The organism is Bacteroides salyersiae WAL 10018 = DSM 18765 = JCM 12988, from assembly GCF_000381365.1.
Taxonomy (GTDB): domain Bacteria; phylum Bacteroidota; class Bacteroidia; order Bacteroidales; family Bacteroidaceae; genus Bacteroides; species Bacteroides salyersiae.
Window position 1 is genome coordinate 68,793 of record NZ_KB905470.1, and the last position, 16,368, is coordinate 85,160.

Genomic DNA, 16,368 nt, shown 5'->3' on the forward strand with positions numbered 1-16,368 from the left:
AAAACAATGTGGGGCGTGTACTGGAAGCTCCACGACAAACGGAAACGGCTGGTGGAAAGGCTCAAAGGGTATCTGGACGGCTTGCCGCCGGAAACATGCCGCCGCATCGTGCTGGGGATGCTCGCCGCCTTCGCGGTGCTTGCCCTATACACCTTCGGCAGAGCCGTCTATGACATCGGCAGGAATGATGGCTCACGCATGGAAACGGGACACGCCGGACGGGTGGAGCTGCCGACCCCGGCGGAAACAGACAATCACTTAACACCTTATTTATATGGAACAGAAGAAGAATGAACCAAAGAATGAACCGACGAAAGAGAACAAAGCCGCTCCCGACACGGGAAAGCCGAAGAAGGAGCGCGAACCGCTGACCGAGGCGCAGCGGCTGAAACGGCAGAAGATGATAGTCCTGCCCGCTATGGTGCTGGTGTTCATAGGGGCGATGTGGCTGATATTCGCCCCGTCCTCCGGCAAGGAGCAACAGCCGGGAACGGACGGCTACAACACCGAGATGCCCGACGCGGACAAGGCGAACCGGCAGATTATCGGCGACAAGCTGAAAGCCTACGAGCATGGGGAGATGGAGGAGCGTCAGGAGAGCCGCAACCGTGCCATCGGGCAGTTGGGCGACATGTTCGACCGAGAGATTGTGGGAACGGAGGACGGAACGGCCTTCGACCTCGCCAATCCGGGCGGCAAGGAGGAAAAGGCACAGCCCGCCACGCCGCAGACCATCCAATCCTCCGCTGCCGCCTACCGTGACCTGAACGCTACGCTCGGCAACTTCTACGAACAGCCGAAGAATGACAATGCCGAGATGGAGGAATTGTTGGAGCGCATCGCATCGCTGGAGTCGGAACTGGAAAGCGAGAAGGGCAAGGCTTCCGCCGTGGACGACCAAGTGGCTCTTATGGAGAAATCCTACGAGCTGGCGGCAAAGTACATGGGCGGTCAGAACGGTGGGAAGCCGGAACAGGCGGCAGAGCCTGCCACCGTGCAGAAAGGAAAGAAGAACACGGCGACACCCGTAAGGCAGGTGACCCGCCAAGTTGTTTCCTCGCTTGCACAGCCCATGAGCAACGCGGAGTTTGTCGCCACTTTCTCGCAGGAGCGCAACAGAAGTTTTAATACGGCTGTCGGCACGGCGGAGGTATCGGACAGGAACACCATACCGGCATGTGTGCATGGGGCGCAGAGCGTGACGGACGGGCAGACGGTAAGGCTGCGCCTGCTGGAGCCTATGGCGGTGGCGGGCAGGACAATCCCCCGCAATGCGGTGGTGGTCGGCACGGGCAAGATACAGGGTGAGCGGCTCGACATCGGGATCACCTCGCTGGAATACGACGGCACGATTATCCCCGTGGAACTTGCGGTCTATGACACGGACGGACAGTCCGGCATCTTCATCCCGAACTCGATGGAGATGAACGCCGTCAGGGAGGTCGCCGCCAACATGGGCGGCTCGTTGGGGAGCAGCATCAACATCTCCACCAATGCCGGGGCGCAGCTCGCCTCCGACTTGGGCAAGGGGCTGATACAAGGCACGAGCCAGTACATCGCCAAGAAGATGCGCACCGTCAAGGTGCATCTGAAAGCCGGGTACAGGGTCATGCTTTACCAAGAAAAAGATTGAGAACAATAAAAAAATTACCACTAAAAATCCAAAAGTAATGAGAAAAGTAATCATCATGTTTGCCCTCGCTATGGGCATCGCAACTGCCAACGCGCAGGAGAATGTAACCGTTGAAACGACCAACGGAAGTAATGAACAGCCGACCTTGACAAAGGAGGTCTATCCGCAGAAGGAGGCGGACGGTGACCTGTATCACGGGCTGTCGCGCAAGCTGACCTTCGACCGCATGATACCGCCGCACGGACTGGAAGTGACCTACGACAAGACCGTCCACGTCATCTTTCCGGCGGAGGTGCGCTACGTCGATTTAGGCTCGCCCGACCTGATTGCCGGGAAAGCAGACGGAGCGGAGAACGTCATCCGTGTGAAGGCTACCGTGAGGAATTTTTCCAACGAAACGAATATGTCCGTCATCACGGAGGACGGCAGTTTCTACACCTTCAATGTGAAATACGCCGCCGAACCGCTGTTGCTCAACGTGGAGATGTGCGACTTCATCCATGACGGCAGCACGGTGAACCGCCCGAACAATGCGCAGGAAATCTATCTGAAAGAGCTGGGCAGCGAAAGCCCGATGCTGGTGCGCCTTATCATGAAGTCCATCCACAAACAGAACAAACGGGAGGTGAAGCATATCGGCTGCAAACGTTTCGGCATCCAATATCTTCTGAAAGGCATCTACACGCACAACGGCTTGCTATACTTCCACACGGAGATAAAGAACCAGAGCAACGTGCCTTTCGATGTGGACTACATCACTTGGAAAATCGTGGACAAGAAGGTGGCAAAGCGTACCGCCGTGCAGGAGCAGATCATTCTGCCGCTCCGCGCGCAGAACTACGCCACCCTCGTGCCGGGCAGGAAGAGCGAGCGCACGGTCTTCACGATGGCGAAGTTCACCATCCCCGATGACAAGTGCCTTATTGTGGAACTTAACGAGAAGAACGGCGGCCGTCACCAATCCTTCGTGATTGAGAACGAGGATTTGGTACGCGCCAATACCATCAACGAACTTCAAGTGCGCTAACCATGAGAAAGTACATCGCAATAATCATCGCGTCGCTTGCCCTTTTCACGGGGCAGGCGCACGCCCAGCGATGCCTGCCGAAGATGCTGGGCATTGAGGTGAGGGCGAATATGGCGGACGGCTTTCATCCCGGCGGCAAGGACGGCGGGTACAGCTTCGGGGCTGCTCTCTCCACTTACACGAAGAAAGGGAACAAGTGGGTGTTCGGTGGCGAATATCTCCTGAAGAACAACCCCTACAAGGACACCAAGATACCCGTGGCGCAGTTCACGGCGGAGGGTGGCTATTACTTCAAGATACTGTCGGACGCCCGAAAAATCGTGTTCGTCTATGCCGGGGCTTCGGCTCTTGCCGGATATGAATCGGTGAATTGGGGAAAGAAGGTGCTGTTTGACGGCTCCACGTTGCACGACCGGGACGCCTTCATCTACGGCGGTGCGCTGACGCTCGATGTGGAGTGCTACGTGGCAGACCGTATCGCCCTGCTTGCCAATCTGCGTGAGCGTTGCCTGTGGGGTGGCGACACACGGAAGTTTCACACGCAGTTCGGGGTCGGCGTGAAGTTCATCATCAACTGACACGGGTATGGAACGGACGGAAATAGATGCAGTCAGAAGGATGCCGCTTGCGGATTTTCTTGCACGGTTGGGGCATGAGCCTGTCAGAAGGAGCGGAAACGAGCTGTGGTATATCGCCCCGTACAGGGGCGAGCGCACACCCTCTTTCCGTGTGAACGTGGCGAAACAGCTCTGGTACGACTTCGGTTTGGGCAAGGGCGGCGACATCTTCACGCTTGCCGGGGAGTTTCTGCAAAGCGGTGACTTCATGGCGCAGGCGAAGTTCATAGCGGAAACCGCCAACATGACGGTGACCGGATGGGAAAAGCCCGCCTATCTCCCTAAGCCGACCGAACCCGTCTTTGAGGATGTGGAGGTCGCTCTGCTGCTCCGCTCACCGCTGACGGAGTATCTGGCGGAACGGGGCATACCAATCGGAGTAGCATCCCGCCACTGTTGCCGTCTGAACTACGGCGTTCGTGGAAAACGGTATTTTGCCGTCGGTTTCCCGAACATGACAGGTGGCTATGAAGTCCGAAGCCGCTTTTTCAAGGGGTGCATACCGCCGAAGTCCGTATCGCTGGTAAAGGCGAATGACATCTTGGCTGACGAGTGCCTCGTGTTCGAGGGCTTCATGGACTTTCTCTCCGCCGTGACGCTTGGTGTAACCGGTAACGCTGACTGCCTTGTGCTGAACTCCGTCGCCAACGTGGAGAAGGCGGCGGGATTGCTGAACGGCTACGGGCGCATCGGATGCTTCCTCGACCGTGACGAAGCCGGACGGCGGACGCTTGACGCTCTTGCCAAACGGTATGGGGCGCGTGTCGCCGACCGTTCCTCCCTCTATGACGGTTGCAAGGACTTGAACGAGTACCTGCAACAGACAACAAAAAACAGAAAAACAACCATCTAAAAATCGAAGAAAAATGAACATACTGAACAACAGAAACAAGAGAACAAACATCTTCAAGGCGGTGGCGTTATGCCTGATAGCCGCCGTGTCATTCACCCTCGTATCGTGCGACGACGACATGGACATCCAGCAGTCCTATCCCTTCACGGTGGAGGTCATGCCCGTGCCGAACAAGGTGACGAAGGGGCAGACGGTGGAAATCCGCTGTGAACTGAAAAAGGAGGGCGACTTCGCTAACACGCTTTACACTATCCGCTACTTTCAGTTTGAGGGGGAAGGAAAGTTGAAAATGGATAACGGCATCACCTTCCTGCCCAACGACCGCTACCTGCTGGAGAACGGGAAGTTCCGCCTGTACTATACGGCGGAGGGTGACGAGGCACATAATTTCATCGTGGTGGTGGAGGATAATTTCAAAAATTCCTACGAATTGGAATTTGACTTCAACAACCGGAACGTGAAAGATGACGGCTTTACCGCCATTCCCATCGGAGGTTTCAAACGTGTATGAAGATGATGCGTATATTCATGACAATGCTCTGTTCGCTTCTGGCGGTCTGTTCTGTGTCCGCACAGATCAGCCGCCAAGAGGGAGCGGACGGGCAGGCGGCAATCTACCGACTGCCACTTATGGAACGTGCTTTTTTATGCTGCCGCTACTTTGAAGGCTGGCACTCAGAAAAACACCACCCATACGTGGGTTGGGGTCACAAACTTTTGCCAAACGAGAAGTATTCGGCACGAACCATGACAAAACGGGATGCGGATGAACTTTTGAGGAAAGACCTGCGCAAATTTGTCGCCATGTTCCGTAAATTCGGAGTTGATTCGACTTTGCTTGGCACGTTAGCTTACAATGTGGGACCGGCGAAGCTCTTAGGCAGCAAGACAATCCCCAAAAGCACCTTAATCAAGAAGCTGGAAACTGGCGACAGGAACATCTACCGTGAGTATATAGCCTTCTGCAACTACAAAGGGAAACGCCACGCCATGCTGCTCAAACGGAGAAAGGCGGAGTTTGCGCTACTGTATATTCCATAAAAGGACTGACAAAACTGACAAAAGACGTGCCATATTCAACTTGGCACGTCCTTTGCTTATGTTAAGAAAAAACATTTATAACTCAACTTATGTCATATTCAAACGTAACAAAAGATTTTCAAGGCTTCGTTGATTCGATTGATATGAATTATCATGAGATATACGAATTTTACCAAGCATCTGTTGGTAATACAGAATCAAGTTCTTTATTCAGAGTTGAACCAGCAAATGGTAGTGAAGATACCATGATTGTGTATGAACCAACGAATAATGCTTTAAGGCTAACCCCAGATGCGGCAAAATTTTTACCTGAATGGATTGAAAGCAATCTAATGGAAGAAATGGATGCGGAGTCGTTTTATGGAATGAAGTATGCGCAAGAAAGAGATGAAGAACGGGAGGCAAAAGGTTTAGATTAGAGCCTGCCATACATAAACGAAAATCCGATGAAGTTGGGGCTTCATCGGATTTTCTGCTTTTACATTTCATACATTCGGGATTGTTCCCGTGTCTATCACGCCACCGTCCCTGCAATGCTCGATGCTGCCGGACGTAAATCCCATGCTGTTGATTGCGATGTGGCGAATATAGTCCGCATACTCCTTACCTTGAAAATTCTTTCCCGTAAGGTTTCTGAAAATCATCTTTATGCTTATGCCGTCGTTGCCGTGCAAGATGATTTTTCCGTTCTGTCTGATTGTTTCCATGATTAAAACTTGTTTTTTGTGAATGGTATCGCAGATTGGACAAAGGTTTCTTTGCTACTTTCTTTGTCCGCCATCATGCTCACTGAAAGAAAGTAGGGCGGCTTTCGCCGCCCCGCCACTCAAAAGCGTGTGTAAAGTCCTGTCACCATCGTGAATATTTCTTCCAGCATATCAAAATAAACTCCCTCGTGTACGGCAATGTCTTTCGTCCTGCACTCGAATGTCTTTTTGCTGAATGTCTTGCTGTAGAAGCGCATATTGTAGAGGTCTGCCCCTGCATCATAGATGATGTCAAGGCGGTTTGCGCTTGTCTTGTTCCTTGCAAGGCTCATCCGTAAGCCGTTGCCCATATCTATGAAGTCACGGCTTCCCGTCATGGCGGTAAAGCGTTTTCCGCCTATCTGCTGTAATATCGTCTTTGCTATCATATCCTTTGTTTTTAGAGTTTTTAAGTGTTGGCGGTGCGGACACCGCCAACTTGTTCAAAATTCTCGCATCTCGGCAATGGGTGTCTGCCGTTGCAGCCACTCTTTCACACATTCCATGTTGTACTCGCTCGTGATAACTGCCGTATGGCTGTCGGTGGCGGTGAAGCGTGTGCTTTCGTAATTTATGCAAAGATTTACATAAGCTACGTTATGTATAGGGAATAATTATGTAAAGTTTACATTAATCTTACATATTGCTAACAACCAACTATAAGAATATCAAATATTTCAGAAGAAACTATTCACATAACATCTTCGCATAATACTTTTGTCTTTATCCATTTTTAAATCATGATTTATTATGCGAATAGGAAAATTAGATTTACTAAGAGAGCGTGTTATGTCTTTCTTGCAATCAAGAGGTTACAAACAAGGAAGTTTCAAAATGTACAATCGTACTTATAATGAATTGGCGCACTTCATGGAACAGAAGAAAATAGCGGAATATGATAATTCCGTAGGGTATCAGTTTCTTCAATATAGGTTCTTGAATAGGGATTACCAGACCCTAACAGTACGGGAAAAACTGCGTTACCGGCATATTGACGCTTTAAACCAGTTGTTGGAATCGAATGAGGTAAGAGCACGGACACTCAAAAAGCCGTATGAGTTCGGTGGGGAAAAAGGTTATCCCTTTCGTCTTTTCCTGAAAGATTTACAATCTACCGGAAGGCAGTCCGCTTCTATCCGTAGAAGTGAAATCAGATTATATGATTTGTATAAGTATTGGGTATCTGCCGATTTGGATGCCGCAACATTCGGGTTGCAAGAAGGAATCTTATATATACAAAAACTTGATAAGGAACTGACTACAGGTGGACGGGAAGAAGCTATTACGAAAGTACGTGCATTTTTGTTTTATATGTGCGAGCGTGGGTTATTACCGGACAACAATCCGGAACGTTGGAAGGAACTTTTTAAACACAGATTTCTCAAAAGCCCCAAAATACCGTCCGTTTATACGCCCCAAGAAGTAGAGGCGATTATCAATGCCATTGACCGTACGACATCAAGAGGGAAAAGGGATTATGCCATTATATTATTGGGAGCCCGATACGGTTTGCGCAATTCTGACATTAGAGGGCTGCGTTTCTGCAATTTGGATTGGGAGAATAACAGGTTATGTTTTGCACAGCAAAAAACGGGCAAGAGGGTTACATTGCCACTTTCGGAAGAAGTTGGCATGGCAATAATAGATTACATACAACATAGCCGTCCTAAGGTGGATTTACCTTATGTGTTCTTGTCATTTAAGACTCCCTATAACCCACTGGCTAAAAATGCTGTAGCAAATACCATAACAGAATGGATGCACAATGCCGGAGTTGATTTTGCAACAAGACGACATGGGAGCCATATCCTGCGCCATAGCCTTGCCACAAGCTTATTGAGTAACGAAGTGACATTACCTGTCATATCTGAAACATTGGGACACAGCAATTCCCAAGTTACAACGGCATATCTTCGTGTATCTGTTGACCTTTTGCGACAATGCGCATTGGATGTACCTTTTATTCCGACAACAATTTATGATAATCTATATGGAGAAAGCAAATAACTATGGCATATATTCCGAATTAATCCAGCAATATGCTGATTATAAGCGTTCAAAAGGATATAAGATGGTTGATATTGAAAGGAGATTACACCGTTTTGACATGCTCACTATTGAACGCAACGAAACAGAAATAGGCATTTCAAGAGATTTATTCAACGCTTGGAAAAACCTGAATCCGTTGGAATCAGAAAGAAATCGTGAAACACGCATGTTATACCTTCGTGGTTTTTCAAGTTATCTTAGACTTTTGGGATATGATTCCTATGTCCCGAAATTGCGTAAAACCAAGCGTTCGTTCATCCCTCATATATACACCAAAAGAGAGATGGCTGCAATTTTTAAGGAGTGTGACAAAATGGGAAGCACACAATGCGTTTACAATTCGATAAGAGGTGTAATTCCTTTAATTATCAGGATGCTATACGGAACGGGAATACGTATCGGAGAAGCGTTAAAACTTTGCCATAAGGACGTTAATCTCGCTTTGGGTACACTAACCCTGCATGAGTGTAAGAACGGACAAGACCGAATCGTGCCAATGTCTTTGTCTTTGACTGCAATTTGTAAGGACTATGTTGTTTATAAAGAACACTGTAATATGTCTGTTGAACCGGATGCGCCCTTCTTTTCTTCTGCTGACGGAAAGCGATGCAGAGGAACATCTATAAACAGATTGTTCAAGGCGGTGTTGCAACGGGCAGGAATATTTGCAGGGGCAAAGGGCAAAACGCCCAGACTTCATGACTTGCGCCATACTTTTTGCGTGGAATCTCTTGTTAAAATGTCAGAATCAGGAAAAGACCTATACAACTCATTGCCACTCCTTATGACTTATGTCGGACATAAATCTTTATACTCAACAAACCAGTATGTACGGATGACGCAGCAAATGTATCCTCAATTAATTGCAAAAGTTGATGATACCTATCGTTGTGTATTCCCTGATATTAATATTGAAACAGAAGAATAATTATGAAACCTACTGATTTTTCTAAATATCTGACCGATTTTTTTGGCACATATCTGCCAATAGAATGTGGCGTTTCCCAAAATACGATATTGACTTACAGTTACACATTCTCCCTGTTGATTGAGTTCCTGAAAGAGCAAGAATTTATAAATCCACAGCGTGTTACCCTTGCGGATATAACCAAAGAACGGATTATAAATTTCTTGCAATGGCTTGAAGAAGACAGGCATTGCTCTGTTTCCACGCGAAATGCACGTCTTGCAGCCATTCGGTCTTTTTATAGTTACCTGCAATATCGAGATGTAAAAGGAATGTTCCGTTATCATGAAATAATGTCAATAAGGAAAAAGAAAACTGCTGCTCCTGAAATGGCTTATCTTACGATAGATGGTATAAAGTTGATTTTAAGTCAACCTGATTTGAAAACACGATATGGTCGTCGGGATTTCGTTCTTCTTTCACTACTCTATGACAGTGGGGCAAGAGTTCAGGAACTAATTGACCTTACGCCACCTAATATAGAATTTAATGATACGGCGACTGTCAAATTATGCGGAAAGGGTAATAAGGCACGGATTGTACCTTTATCAAAACAACAAGCATCCAATCTCAAAAAATATATGTATGATGAGGGATTGATGAAAGAGGACAGGCATTGTGTTCCTATTTTTTGTAATTTCCACGGAGAGAAACTTTCCCGTGTTGCCGTCCTGAATATTGTAAAGAAATATGCAGAGATAGCTCGAAAAAAGTCCCCTGATTTAATCCCTGAAAATTTGGGATGCCATTCTTTCCGGCATTCCAAAGCCATGCACTTATTGGAGGCGGATATAAATTTGGTTTATATAAGGGATTTTTTAGGGCATGTTTCAACAACTACAACAGAAATATATGCTCGTGCAAGTGAAAAGAAGAAGCTGGAGGCATTGTCACGTGTAAATCCGGGAATAATAAAAGAGGGTAAAACGACATGGCAAAAAGACAAATCCTTGTTGGGTTATCTAAAGGATTTACGGACTAAGTATTAAAACTTATGTGAAGTTTGTTTGGGATATTATGTTATTTAACAGATGAAAATCAGTAACTTAATAAAAATAAACCAAACAAACTTTACATAATTATTCCCTATACATAACGTAATCATCTATCCACCCTTTGAGGGTGTTCGTTCCCCACGCTCCGGCATCGTCAAAGATGCCGTCCAATGCCGTGATAGATTCGCTGAACTTGACTATCAGCGTCTGATAGGTCGTGTTCATCGGTTGTCCTCCTTTCCCTGCTTTGCGTTCAGCCACTTGTTCCTTGCGGTTCGGCACTCGTCCAATGTGGGTTTGACACAAGCGAACAATTCTCCGTCCGTGTGGCGGTAGTCATACTGCACAAGTGTCCGCTTGCGTCTGCCTATACCCGATTGGAAACGCTCGTATTTCTCCGTACCTGCTTCCGTGCAGGTGCTTACTCCGTTGATGGTCATTCGTGTTGCCATAATGTTGCTTTTTAGATGGTTAAAAATGTACTGACAGAACTCTGTTCTTCATCACCATTTCGGGATTGCTCGTGTAGCGTTGATGCAGATAGAAATGGTGTGAGCCGAAGCCGTAAAGGAAGAACTTGTCAAGTTCGTGCTTCTCGGCAAACGCCTTTACGCTCTTTCTCAATTCCCCCTCACTCGTTGTGAGAGTGAGGAGGTTTACAAATTCAAGGAACAATGCAGGGATTTTATCGTCCCACACACAAATCATGCTTTCAATTCTTACTTCCATATCAATGTTGTTTTAGGGTTGATGCTATGCCGCTTTCAGCCGCTCACGGATAAGATTGGCGTTCTTGTTCACAAGGTCTATGATGCGCTCGTGGTATTCTGTGTTCTCGTTGCATAAGCCACGACACTGCACCACCTCAAAGGTTTTCAAGGACACTTCCACCGTTTCTATGCGTCTGCCGTCAATGGTCGCTGAAAGGATAAGGGAATTTTCCCGATTGTGGTAGCCGCCCACGCAATGGTGCATCATCCGTCCTTCCTCTATCATTTCCTCCACGCTCTCTATGACTTTAACGCAGATAAGGCTGTCGGAAAAGACAAGTCCGAAGAATATGCCTTTGGCTTTCAGATATTGTTTCTCGTCCTCAACCGCTTTCTGCCGTTGCCGTTCAGTCCGTTCACGTTCCCTTTGGCGGTTGCGTCTTGCCACCAACCTGTCGTGTTCGGCTTTGAGGTCTTGGGGGCAGACGTACTTCGGGCTGTTCGTGTCCTTGCCGAAGTGTCGCAGGAGGTCTATCGTGTCACGCCACACAGAGCCGTCTGTGATGGTGTAGCCGTTGCGGATACATATCTTGATTGACGCCCAATACTCCCCGATATTGAAAGAGTGGTGCAGGTAGTAGCGCAACATCTGATATTGCCCAGCCTTCAACAGCGTTTCCGCACGGCTGTCGGAAAGAATGCCTTTGAAAAGGTCGTAAGGCAGGATATTGTGGTATTCGCCCTTGAAGCCGTTTCGCTTCACTTCGGGTATGAAACGCTGTCGGGGGTAGGTGCATCTCGGAGTGATGTCGTATGCCCGAATTTCTTGGTTCTTGCGTACCTCCATATCGCTGTATTCCGACCACTGGTCATAATATAACATCGACATTCCACGCAGTCGGGCAACGGTCGTTGTCCTGCCGTCGGGGGCAATCCACCTCTGCACTACCTCAAAGATGGAATACTCGGCAGGCTGTCCTGCCTTGTATCGGGAATTGACGGAAAAGAAGCGTATCACTTGGTACTGCTTGCAGGTGGTGACGATGGAGAAATACTCCATATCGCTGAAAACGCTCTTTCGGGTGCGCAACGCTTCCAACTCCATACCGCAACGGGGGCAGGTGCATCCGCAAACGGTGTCGGCAAGGTCGTGGTCGCTTTTCCACGAATGTCCGCACTCGGTGCAGATGTTCGTGCCGTTTGCCCTCTTGACCGCGTAATGCTTGAAGCAATGACGGAAAGCGTATGCCCTTTGTTCTTCGGTCAATATCGGTAGTCGCTTGCTCAAACGTGCGACTTCCTGCTGTATGCGTGTTCTCGGTTTCATAATCAGAAATTGAATAGGTTGGGTTGTTGTACTTCTTGTGCGCTCGCTTTATTGGCGGTTCTCGGCTTGTGGCGGTTCTGCAACTTGCGGAGTTCTTCCTCTTGGTATTTGCGGACAGCGTTCTGACGTGCTTCCGCCTTTTCCTCCGCCGTGAGTTCCACAACGTGGTTCACCACCACTTGGCAGTTCATCGGCTTGCCTACCTCTATCTCGTTCTCGTCATAGTAGTGGACGGCTTGCCCGAATATCTCTCCGTCCGTGAAGCCGTTGCAACCGCTTTTCTTCACGTAGTTCAGAATATAGGTCACGCAATCGTCTATGTTCTTGGCAGGGTTGCGGTAGTTCTTCGCAAAGAGCGCATCCTCTTCCGCCCGCTGTTCCAGATACATCTGTATCGTTCTCTTGAAATGGTCTGTTCCTTTCATATCGCTGTCGTTTTTAGATTGTCTGTTTCAGTATCTCTCTCCAATAGGTCGGCTCTACCTCGCTGAGAAGGAAGTCCATGAAGTCCCTCCGTGCGTCCTTGTTCAGTTCGTGGTAGAGTTCACGGAACACGGATATGTTGCCGTTGATGTACGTTTCCACCATATACACGAAGATGTTGTCCACCTCGTAATATCTGCACTGCTGCGCTGCCGTCTTGCTGTTTCTTTTTGCCATATCGGTAAGGGTTAAAGGGTGAATAACCAAAGAATGAAGCCGAAGAAGGCAATGGTGGAAAGGATAGCCACGATTACACCTATCGCCACTCGAAACACTCCGTTTACAATCTCTCTGATGATGCCCCAAAGGATGCCGAACACCCCGAAGGCGGTGCGCATCATCAAGCCGCATATCGCCAACCCGATGTATTGCGCCACTTGTCTGAAATTTGCCGTTGCTGTCATAGCCGTATTTACTTGTTAAGTTCCACGATGCTGTCAATCCTGCCGTAAAGGAAACTGCGGAGTGCGGTCTTGTCGGTAGCCTTGTATTCCGCCCAATGTCCGTACTGCTTCACGATGTAGGTTCGGAGAATGTCGGAGAAGTCAAACTTCCAACCTTGCAGGGGTACTGCGCTATTGAAATAGGAATTGCTATTCACGTTGCGTGTAAGCCAGTCCTTTTCCTCTCGGCTCAATTTTTCTCCGTTGTTGAGTTTGCTACGAAGTCCGTACACCTTGCAGTCTTGCAGGTTCTCCAAACTTGGTACTTCCCATGCCACGAATTTTGTTGCTATCGCTGTTCTCATATCCGTTGTTTTTTGATTTTTTGTTTTTTTATGCGGATTCAAGAGCTGAGGGAGTTGAGTTTCAAACTATCTTATCTGCCTCTCGTTTATCCGACATTTTTTTTATGCGTCTTTCTGTCGCATCGGTCGTTTTCGTTTCGGGTGCTTGAAAAGGTAGGGATTAGGGAATGCAAGGTTTTTCGGTCAAAATACTACCCGCAGGGCTGGAGATTTTTACCGAAAACAGGAGGCTTGACCTTGCTTTCCCGTCCAATCCCGGAATTACCTTTGCGCCCAGAACGAAAATGACTGACTGATGCGGCTCACTGAAAGGCGCAAAATGGAGGTAAACGAAAACAGAGGCAGATTGGGTAGAAAAAACTTCAGGAGAAAATCCGTAAAAAAGGAATAACCAAAAGGGAAAAGACATCACCGGAGCGTGAAAAGGGCAAACCACAACAAAGGAAGTATGAATGTTTCCGATCCGACAGGACTTGTCCAGCCGGGCGACAACAATCATTCTTCCCGGTTTGCCCGGCTGTGTGTGTCCGTCTGCTTCATTCATGGGGCAGGCTGACACACTCTGCATTCACTTTCCGCTTCCGGCAAAAGGGACAGCGAAAAAAGAAAAATCATTTGAAAACCCGTAAAAGCACCTCTTGGCATAGGCGCAAAAGAAAGGGGCATTGCTTCATCTGTCTAAACATCGTTTAGGCGTGAGGCAATGCCCTTTTCTCCGGCTATGCGGCAGTCTGCACACGTTTGTTCAAAACTCGTTTTGGGCAATGGTGTTCCGACGGATAAAACCGCTTTTACGGAAAATTCTTATGAATGAGGGGATAAAAAAACGGGAGTTTATATCAAAATCTCGAATTAAATAGCTACTTTTGCATACGAAGAGTTCTTTGAAGGTTACGCAACGCGCAGAAGGATAATGCAGTAGATAACTAACTAAATCGTAACCTATTACTATCAAGAGCGATTAACCTACGCTCATTTCCAATAAATTACACTCTTTTCGTAACTTCAGATAGCAAAGTTACGAAATATTGTTTATCGCACGTAATAAATAAGGTGTGAATTAATAATAAAAAAGCGTCGACTCAAAATATTATGAGTCAACGCTTTGATATATGTACAATTGTTTATACAAAACTATTACCAGATAGACACCCGTTTGTCAACCGGCAGGAACATCGGATCGTCCTCTGTTACATCAAAAGCCTCGTACCATGCACCGATTTGCGGTAACGCACCATTGACACGCCATTTTCCCAATGAATGCACATCCAATTTAGTAAGACGAAGGATCTCTTCCGGACGGATATTGCCTGCCCACACATTCGCGTAAGCCAGGAAGAAACGTTGTTCGGGTGTAAAGCCGTTTTCGTCTTTTAGCGGAGCCTGCACCGTTGCATTTTTAAATGCCTGATAGGAAACCTGCAAACCACCGTGATCGGCAATATTCTCACCCAGAGTCAACTGTCCATTAGCATGAACACCCGGTGCCACTTCGATGCTATCGAAGAAATTAACCATCACTTGCGCACGCTCTTCAAAGTTTTTCGCATCTTCTTCCGTCCACCAGTCTTTCAAATTACCGTCTTTATCATATTGGCGTCCCTGGTCGTCAAATCCGTGTGTCATTTCATGGCCGATCACCACACCGATAGCACCGTAATTGAAAGCATCGTCAGCATTCATATCGAAAAACGGATACTGAAGAATACCTGCCGGGAAACAGATTTCATTGGTAGTAGGATTGTAATATGCATTTACCGTCTGCGGAGTCATCAACCACTCATCCTTATCTACCGGTTTACCCGCTTTCGCAATCATTTCGGCATGTTCCCATTGATTGGCACGTTCTATATTTGCCCAATAGGAATCGTCCTTGATTTCAAGTGACGAATAATCTTTCCATTTATCGGGATAACCGATTTTCACATGGAAAGTGGCCAGTTTCTCAAGTGCTTTCTCTTTGGTCGCATCACTCATCCAAGCTAAATTCTTAATGCGTTCTCCCAGAGATGTCTGCAAATTCTTCACCAATCCTACCATACGTTCTTTGGCAGCAGCCGGGAAATATTTTTCCACGTACATCTGCCCTACGGCTTCTCCCAAAGAACCGTCAACCGTGCTCACAGCACGTTTCCAACGTGGCTTCATCTCCTGTTTTCCGGACATGACTTTACCATAAAATTCAAAGTCCTGCGCCACAAAATCATCACTCAGGCAACCTGCTGCGTTATTAATAAGATTCCACTGCAAATAAGCTTTCTGATCTTCAAGCGCTACATTATTTACGATATCGTTCACCTCCTTTATGGAATTCGGCTGACCTACATTTACTTCCGCCAAATCATTCAAACCGAGAGTAGAAAAGAACACATCCCATGCAAAAGGAGCATATTCCTTCTTCATCTCTTCCATTGTTTTCTTATTATAGTTGGCATGCGGATCACGCAATTCCACCATAGAACGGGCCGATGTAGCCAGACGGGTTTCAATCTTCATAACAGCCTCCATTGCTTTTCGGGCAACCGCCTCGTCATATCCGGCAAGCCGGAACATCTTCACAATATGGTTTTTATAAGCCTCACGAATTTCTTTTGTCTTATCATCATTTTCCAAATAATAATCGCGCTCACCCATTCCCAAACCGGCTTGATAAGTATGCACCGTGTTCACAGAACTGTTCATATCATCAGCAGCTACATAAACAGCAAAATAAGGATGCATTCCGTTCTTATGCATTTCTGCTATCATGGTATAAATTTCGGACTTATCTTTCAATCCGGCAATCTTCTCTAATTCTGCTTTGATAGGAGTTGCACCGTCTTTATTCAACTTCACACTATCCATCGCCATGTTATAAAGATCGCCTACTTTCTGAGCAACGCTACCGGCTTCGTGGGGAGCGGAAGCTAATTCTTCAATAAGTCCGCGAAGTTGTTCCCGATTGTTTTCGGCCAACATATCGAAAGAACCGAAACGTGAATACTCGTCTGTGAGAGGATGATTCTTCATCCAACCGCCACAGGCATACTGATAAAAATCAGCTCCCGGAAGAGCCAATGTGTCAAGGTTAGCAAGATCAATACCGGAAGTAAGGGTCTGCTGCTTGCTGCTGTTGCATCCTGTTGTCATCATGCAAATTGCAAGAATTGGTAAATACTTGATTACTTTCATA

The 16,368-nt window shown here is 47.4% G+C and carries 22 protein-coding genes and 2 pseudogenes; 11 read left to right on the plus strand and 13 right to left on the minus strand.

Features of this window, described 5'->3' with window-relative positions; all coding sequences use genetic code 11:
* The first annotated feature begins 6 nt into the window (after positions 1 to 6).
* From HMPREF1532_RS20245 to HMPREF1532_RS20280, 8 genes are all read left to right on the plus strand, one after another.
* On the plus strand, positions 7 to 294 hold the full coding sequence (locus tag HMPREF1532_RS20245; RefSeq protein ID WP_005790789.1) for a TraL conjugative transposon family protein: 288 nt from the start codon (positions 7 to 9) through the stop codon (positions 292 to 294).
* On the plus strand, positions 275 to 1,633 hold the full coding sequence (gene traM, locus HMPREF1532_RS20250; protein WP_005790788.1) for a conjugative transposon protein TraM: 1,359 nt from the start codon (positions 275 to 277) through the stop codon (positions 1,631 to 1,633). Before HMPREF1532_RS20245 ends, traM begins: the two co-directional genes overlap by 20 nt.
* Positions 1,634 to 1,670: 37 nt before the next feature.
* Positions 1,671 to 2,660: a conjugative transposon protein TraN gene (gene traN, locus HMPREF1532_RS20255; protein ID WP_005790786.1), complete on the plus strand. Its 990-nt coding sequence runs from the start codon at positions 1,671 to 1,673 to the stop codon at positions 2,658 to 2,660.
* A 2-nt stretch (positions 2,661 to 2,662) separates the two neighbouring features.
* A complete protein-coding gene (locus HMPREF1532_RS20260; protein WP_005790784.1) occupies positions 2,663 to 3,238 on the plus strand; it encodes a conjugal transfer protein TraO in 576 nt (191 codons plus the stop codon).
* 7 nt (positions 3,239 to 3,245) lie between these two features.
* A complete protein-coding gene (locus tag HMPREF1532_RS20265; protein ID WP_005790781.1) occupies positions 3,246 to 4,130 on the plus strand; it encodes a toprim domain-containing protein in 885 nt (294 codons plus the stop codon).
* Between the two features lie 13 nt (positions 4,131 to 4,143).
* Positions 4,144 to 4,641: a DUF3872 domain-containing protein gene (locus HMPREF1532_RS20270; protein ID WP_005790779.1), complete on the plus strand. Its 498-nt coding sequence runs from the start codon at positions 4,144 to 4,146 to the stop codon at positions 4,639 to 4,641.
* Positions 4,642 to 4,643: 2 nt separating this feature from the next.
* Positions 4,644 to 5,171 carry a glycoside hydrolase family protein gene (locus HMPREF1532_RS20275; protein WP_008651040.1) on the plus strand — a complete coding sequence of 176 codons (528 nt, stop codon included), beginning with the start codon at positions 4,644 to 4,646 and terminating at the stop codon, positions 5,169 to 5,171.
* An 89-nt stretch (positions 5,172 to 5,260) separates the two neighbouring features.
* The gene (locus tag HMPREF1532_RS20280) at positions 5,261 to 5,590 is read left to right on the plus strand and encodes a hypothetical protein (RefSeq protein ID WP_005790773.1); all 330 of its coding nucleotides are present in this window, start codon (positions 5,261 to 5,263) and stop codon (positions 5,588 to 5,590) included.
* A 66-nt stretch (positions 5,591 to 5,656) separates the two neighbouring features.
* On the opposite strand, the gene HMPREF1532_RS20285 is transcribed toward HMPREF1532_RS20280, so the two are convergent.
* The 3 genes and pseudogenes from HMPREF1532_RS20285 to HMPREF1532_RS22060 all read right to left on the minus strand — a co-directional run.
* Complete coding sequence (locus HMPREF1532_RS20285) at positions 5,657 to 5,878, minus strand: DUF7688 family protein (RefSeq protein WP_021668321.1); 222 nt, start codon at positions 5,876 to 5,878, stop codon at positions 5,657 to 5,659.
* Between the two features lie 119 nt (positions 5,879 to 5,997).
* A complete protein-coding gene (locus HMPREF1532_RS20290) occupies positions 5,998 to 6,306 on the minus strand; it encodes a hypothetical protein (RefSeq protein WP_005790769.1) in 309 nt (102 codons plus the stop codon).
* Positions 6,307 to 6,360: 54 nt separating this feature from the next.
* Positions 6,361 to 6,489 (minus strand): annotated as a pseudogene (locus HMPREF1532_RS22060) (DUF6956 domain-containing protein); the annotation flags it as partial.
* Positions 6,490 to 6,706: 217 nt separating this feature from the next.
* Here HMPREF1532_RS22060 and HMPREF1532_RS20295 point away from each other — a divergent pair.
* Genes HMPREF1532_RS20295 through HMPREF1532_RS20305 form a run of 3 tightly spaced genes read left to right on the plus strand, consistent with a single transcriptional unit; the run spans position 6,707 to position 9,922 of the window.
* A complete protein-coding gene (locus HMPREF1532_RS20295) occupies positions 6,707 to 7,924 on the plus strand; it encodes a site-specific integrase (protein ID WP_244266399.1) in 1,218 nt (405 codons plus the stop codon).
* Positions 7,908 to 8,894 carry a tyrosine-type recombinase/integrase gene (locus HMPREF1532_RS20300; RefSeq protein WP_005924223.1) on the plus strand — a complete coding sequence of 329 codons (987 nt, stop codon included), beginning with the start codon at positions 7,908 to 7,910 and terminating at the stop codon, positions 8,892 to 8,894. The genes HMPREF1532_RS20295 and HMPREF1532_RS20300 overlap by 17 nt, the downstream gene beginning before the upstream one ends.
* A gap of 2 nt (positions 8,895 to 8,896) precedes the next feature.
* Complete coding sequence (locus HMPREF1532_RS20305; protein WP_005841877.1) at positions 8,897 to 9,922, plus strand: tyrosine-type recombinase/integrase; 1,026 nt, start codon at positions 8,897 to 8,899, stop codon at positions 9,920 to 9,922.
* Positions 9,923 to 10,030: 108 nt separating this feature from the next.
* Here HMPREF1532_RS20305 and HMPREF1532_RS21155 read toward each other — a convergent pair.
* The 10 genes and pseudogenes from HMPREF1532_RS21155 to HMPREF1532_RS20350 form a co-directional block, all read right to left on the minus strand.
* Positions 10,031 to 10,153 (minus strand): annotated as a pseudogene (locus HMPREF1532_RS21155) (DUF6956 domain-containing protein); the annotation flags it as partial.
* Entirely contained in the window at positions 10,150 to 10,380 is a 231-nt protein-coding gene (locus HMPREF1532_RS20310; RefSeq protein WP_005790765.1) for a DUF3873 domain-containing protein, read from the minus strand. The pseudogene HMPREF1532_RS21155 and the gene HMPREF1532_RS20310, both read right to left, overlap by 4 nt.
* 19 nt (positions 10,381 to 10,399) lie before the next feature.
* Positions 10,400 to 10,657 (minus strand): hypothetical protein, encoded by a 258-nt coding sequence (locus HMPREF1532_RS20315; RefSeq protein ID WP_005790764.1) that lies wholly within the window; start codon positions 10,655 to 10,657, stop codon positions 10,400 to 10,402.
* Between the two features lie 24 nt (positions 10,658 to 10,681).
* The gene (locus tag HMPREF1532_RS20320; RefSeq protein WP_005790762.1) at positions 10,682 to 11,965 is read right to left on the minus strand and encodes a PcfJ domain-containing protein; all 1,284 of its coding nucleotides are present in this window, start codon (positions 11,963 to 11,965) and stop codon (positions 10,682 to 10,684) included.
* A gap of 2 nt (positions 11,966 to 11,967) precedes the next feature.
* Entirely contained in the window at positions 11,968 to 12,390 is a 423-nt protein-coding gene (locus HMPREF1532_RS20325) for a PcfK-like family protein (protein ID WP_005790760.1), read from the minus strand.
* Positions 12,391 to 12,403: 13 nt separating this feature from the next.
* Positions 12,404 to 12,625: a hypothetical protein gene (locus HMPREF1532_RS20330; RefSeq protein WP_005790759.1), complete on the minus strand. Its 222-nt coding sequence runs from the start codon at positions 12,623 to 12,625 to the stop codon at positions 12,404 to 12,406.
* A gap of 11 nt (positions 12,626 to 12,636) precedes the next feature.
* Positions 12,637 to 12,852 carry a hypothetical protein gene (locus HMPREF1532_RS20335; protein ID WP_005790756.1) on the minus strand — a complete coding sequence of 72 codons (216 nt, stop codon included), beginning with the start codon at positions 12,850 to 12,852 and terminating at the stop codon, positions 12,637 to 12,639.
* An 8-nt stretch (positions 12,853 to 12,860) separates the two neighbouring features.
* A complete protein-coding gene (locus HMPREF1532_RS20340; protein WP_005790754.1) occupies positions 12,861 to 13,196 on the minus strand; it encodes a hypothetical protein in 336 nt (111 codons plus the stop codon).
* Between the two features lie 160 nt (positions 13,197 to 13,356).
* Positions 13,357 to 13,740, minus strand: coding sequence for a hypothetical protein (locus HMPREF1532_RS21420; protein WP_224204793.1), 384 nt, complete (start codon positions 13,738 to 13,740; stop codon positions 13,357 to 13,359).
* 593 nt (positions 13,741 to 14,333) lie between these two features.
* Positions 14,334 to 16,367: a M13 family metallopeptidase gene (locus tag HMPREF1532_RS20350; RefSeq protein WP_005934596.1), complete on the minus strand. Its 2,034-nt coding sequence runs from the start codon at positions 16,365 to 16,367 to the stop codon at positions 14,334 to 14,336.
* Position 16,368: the final 1 nt, after the last annotated feature.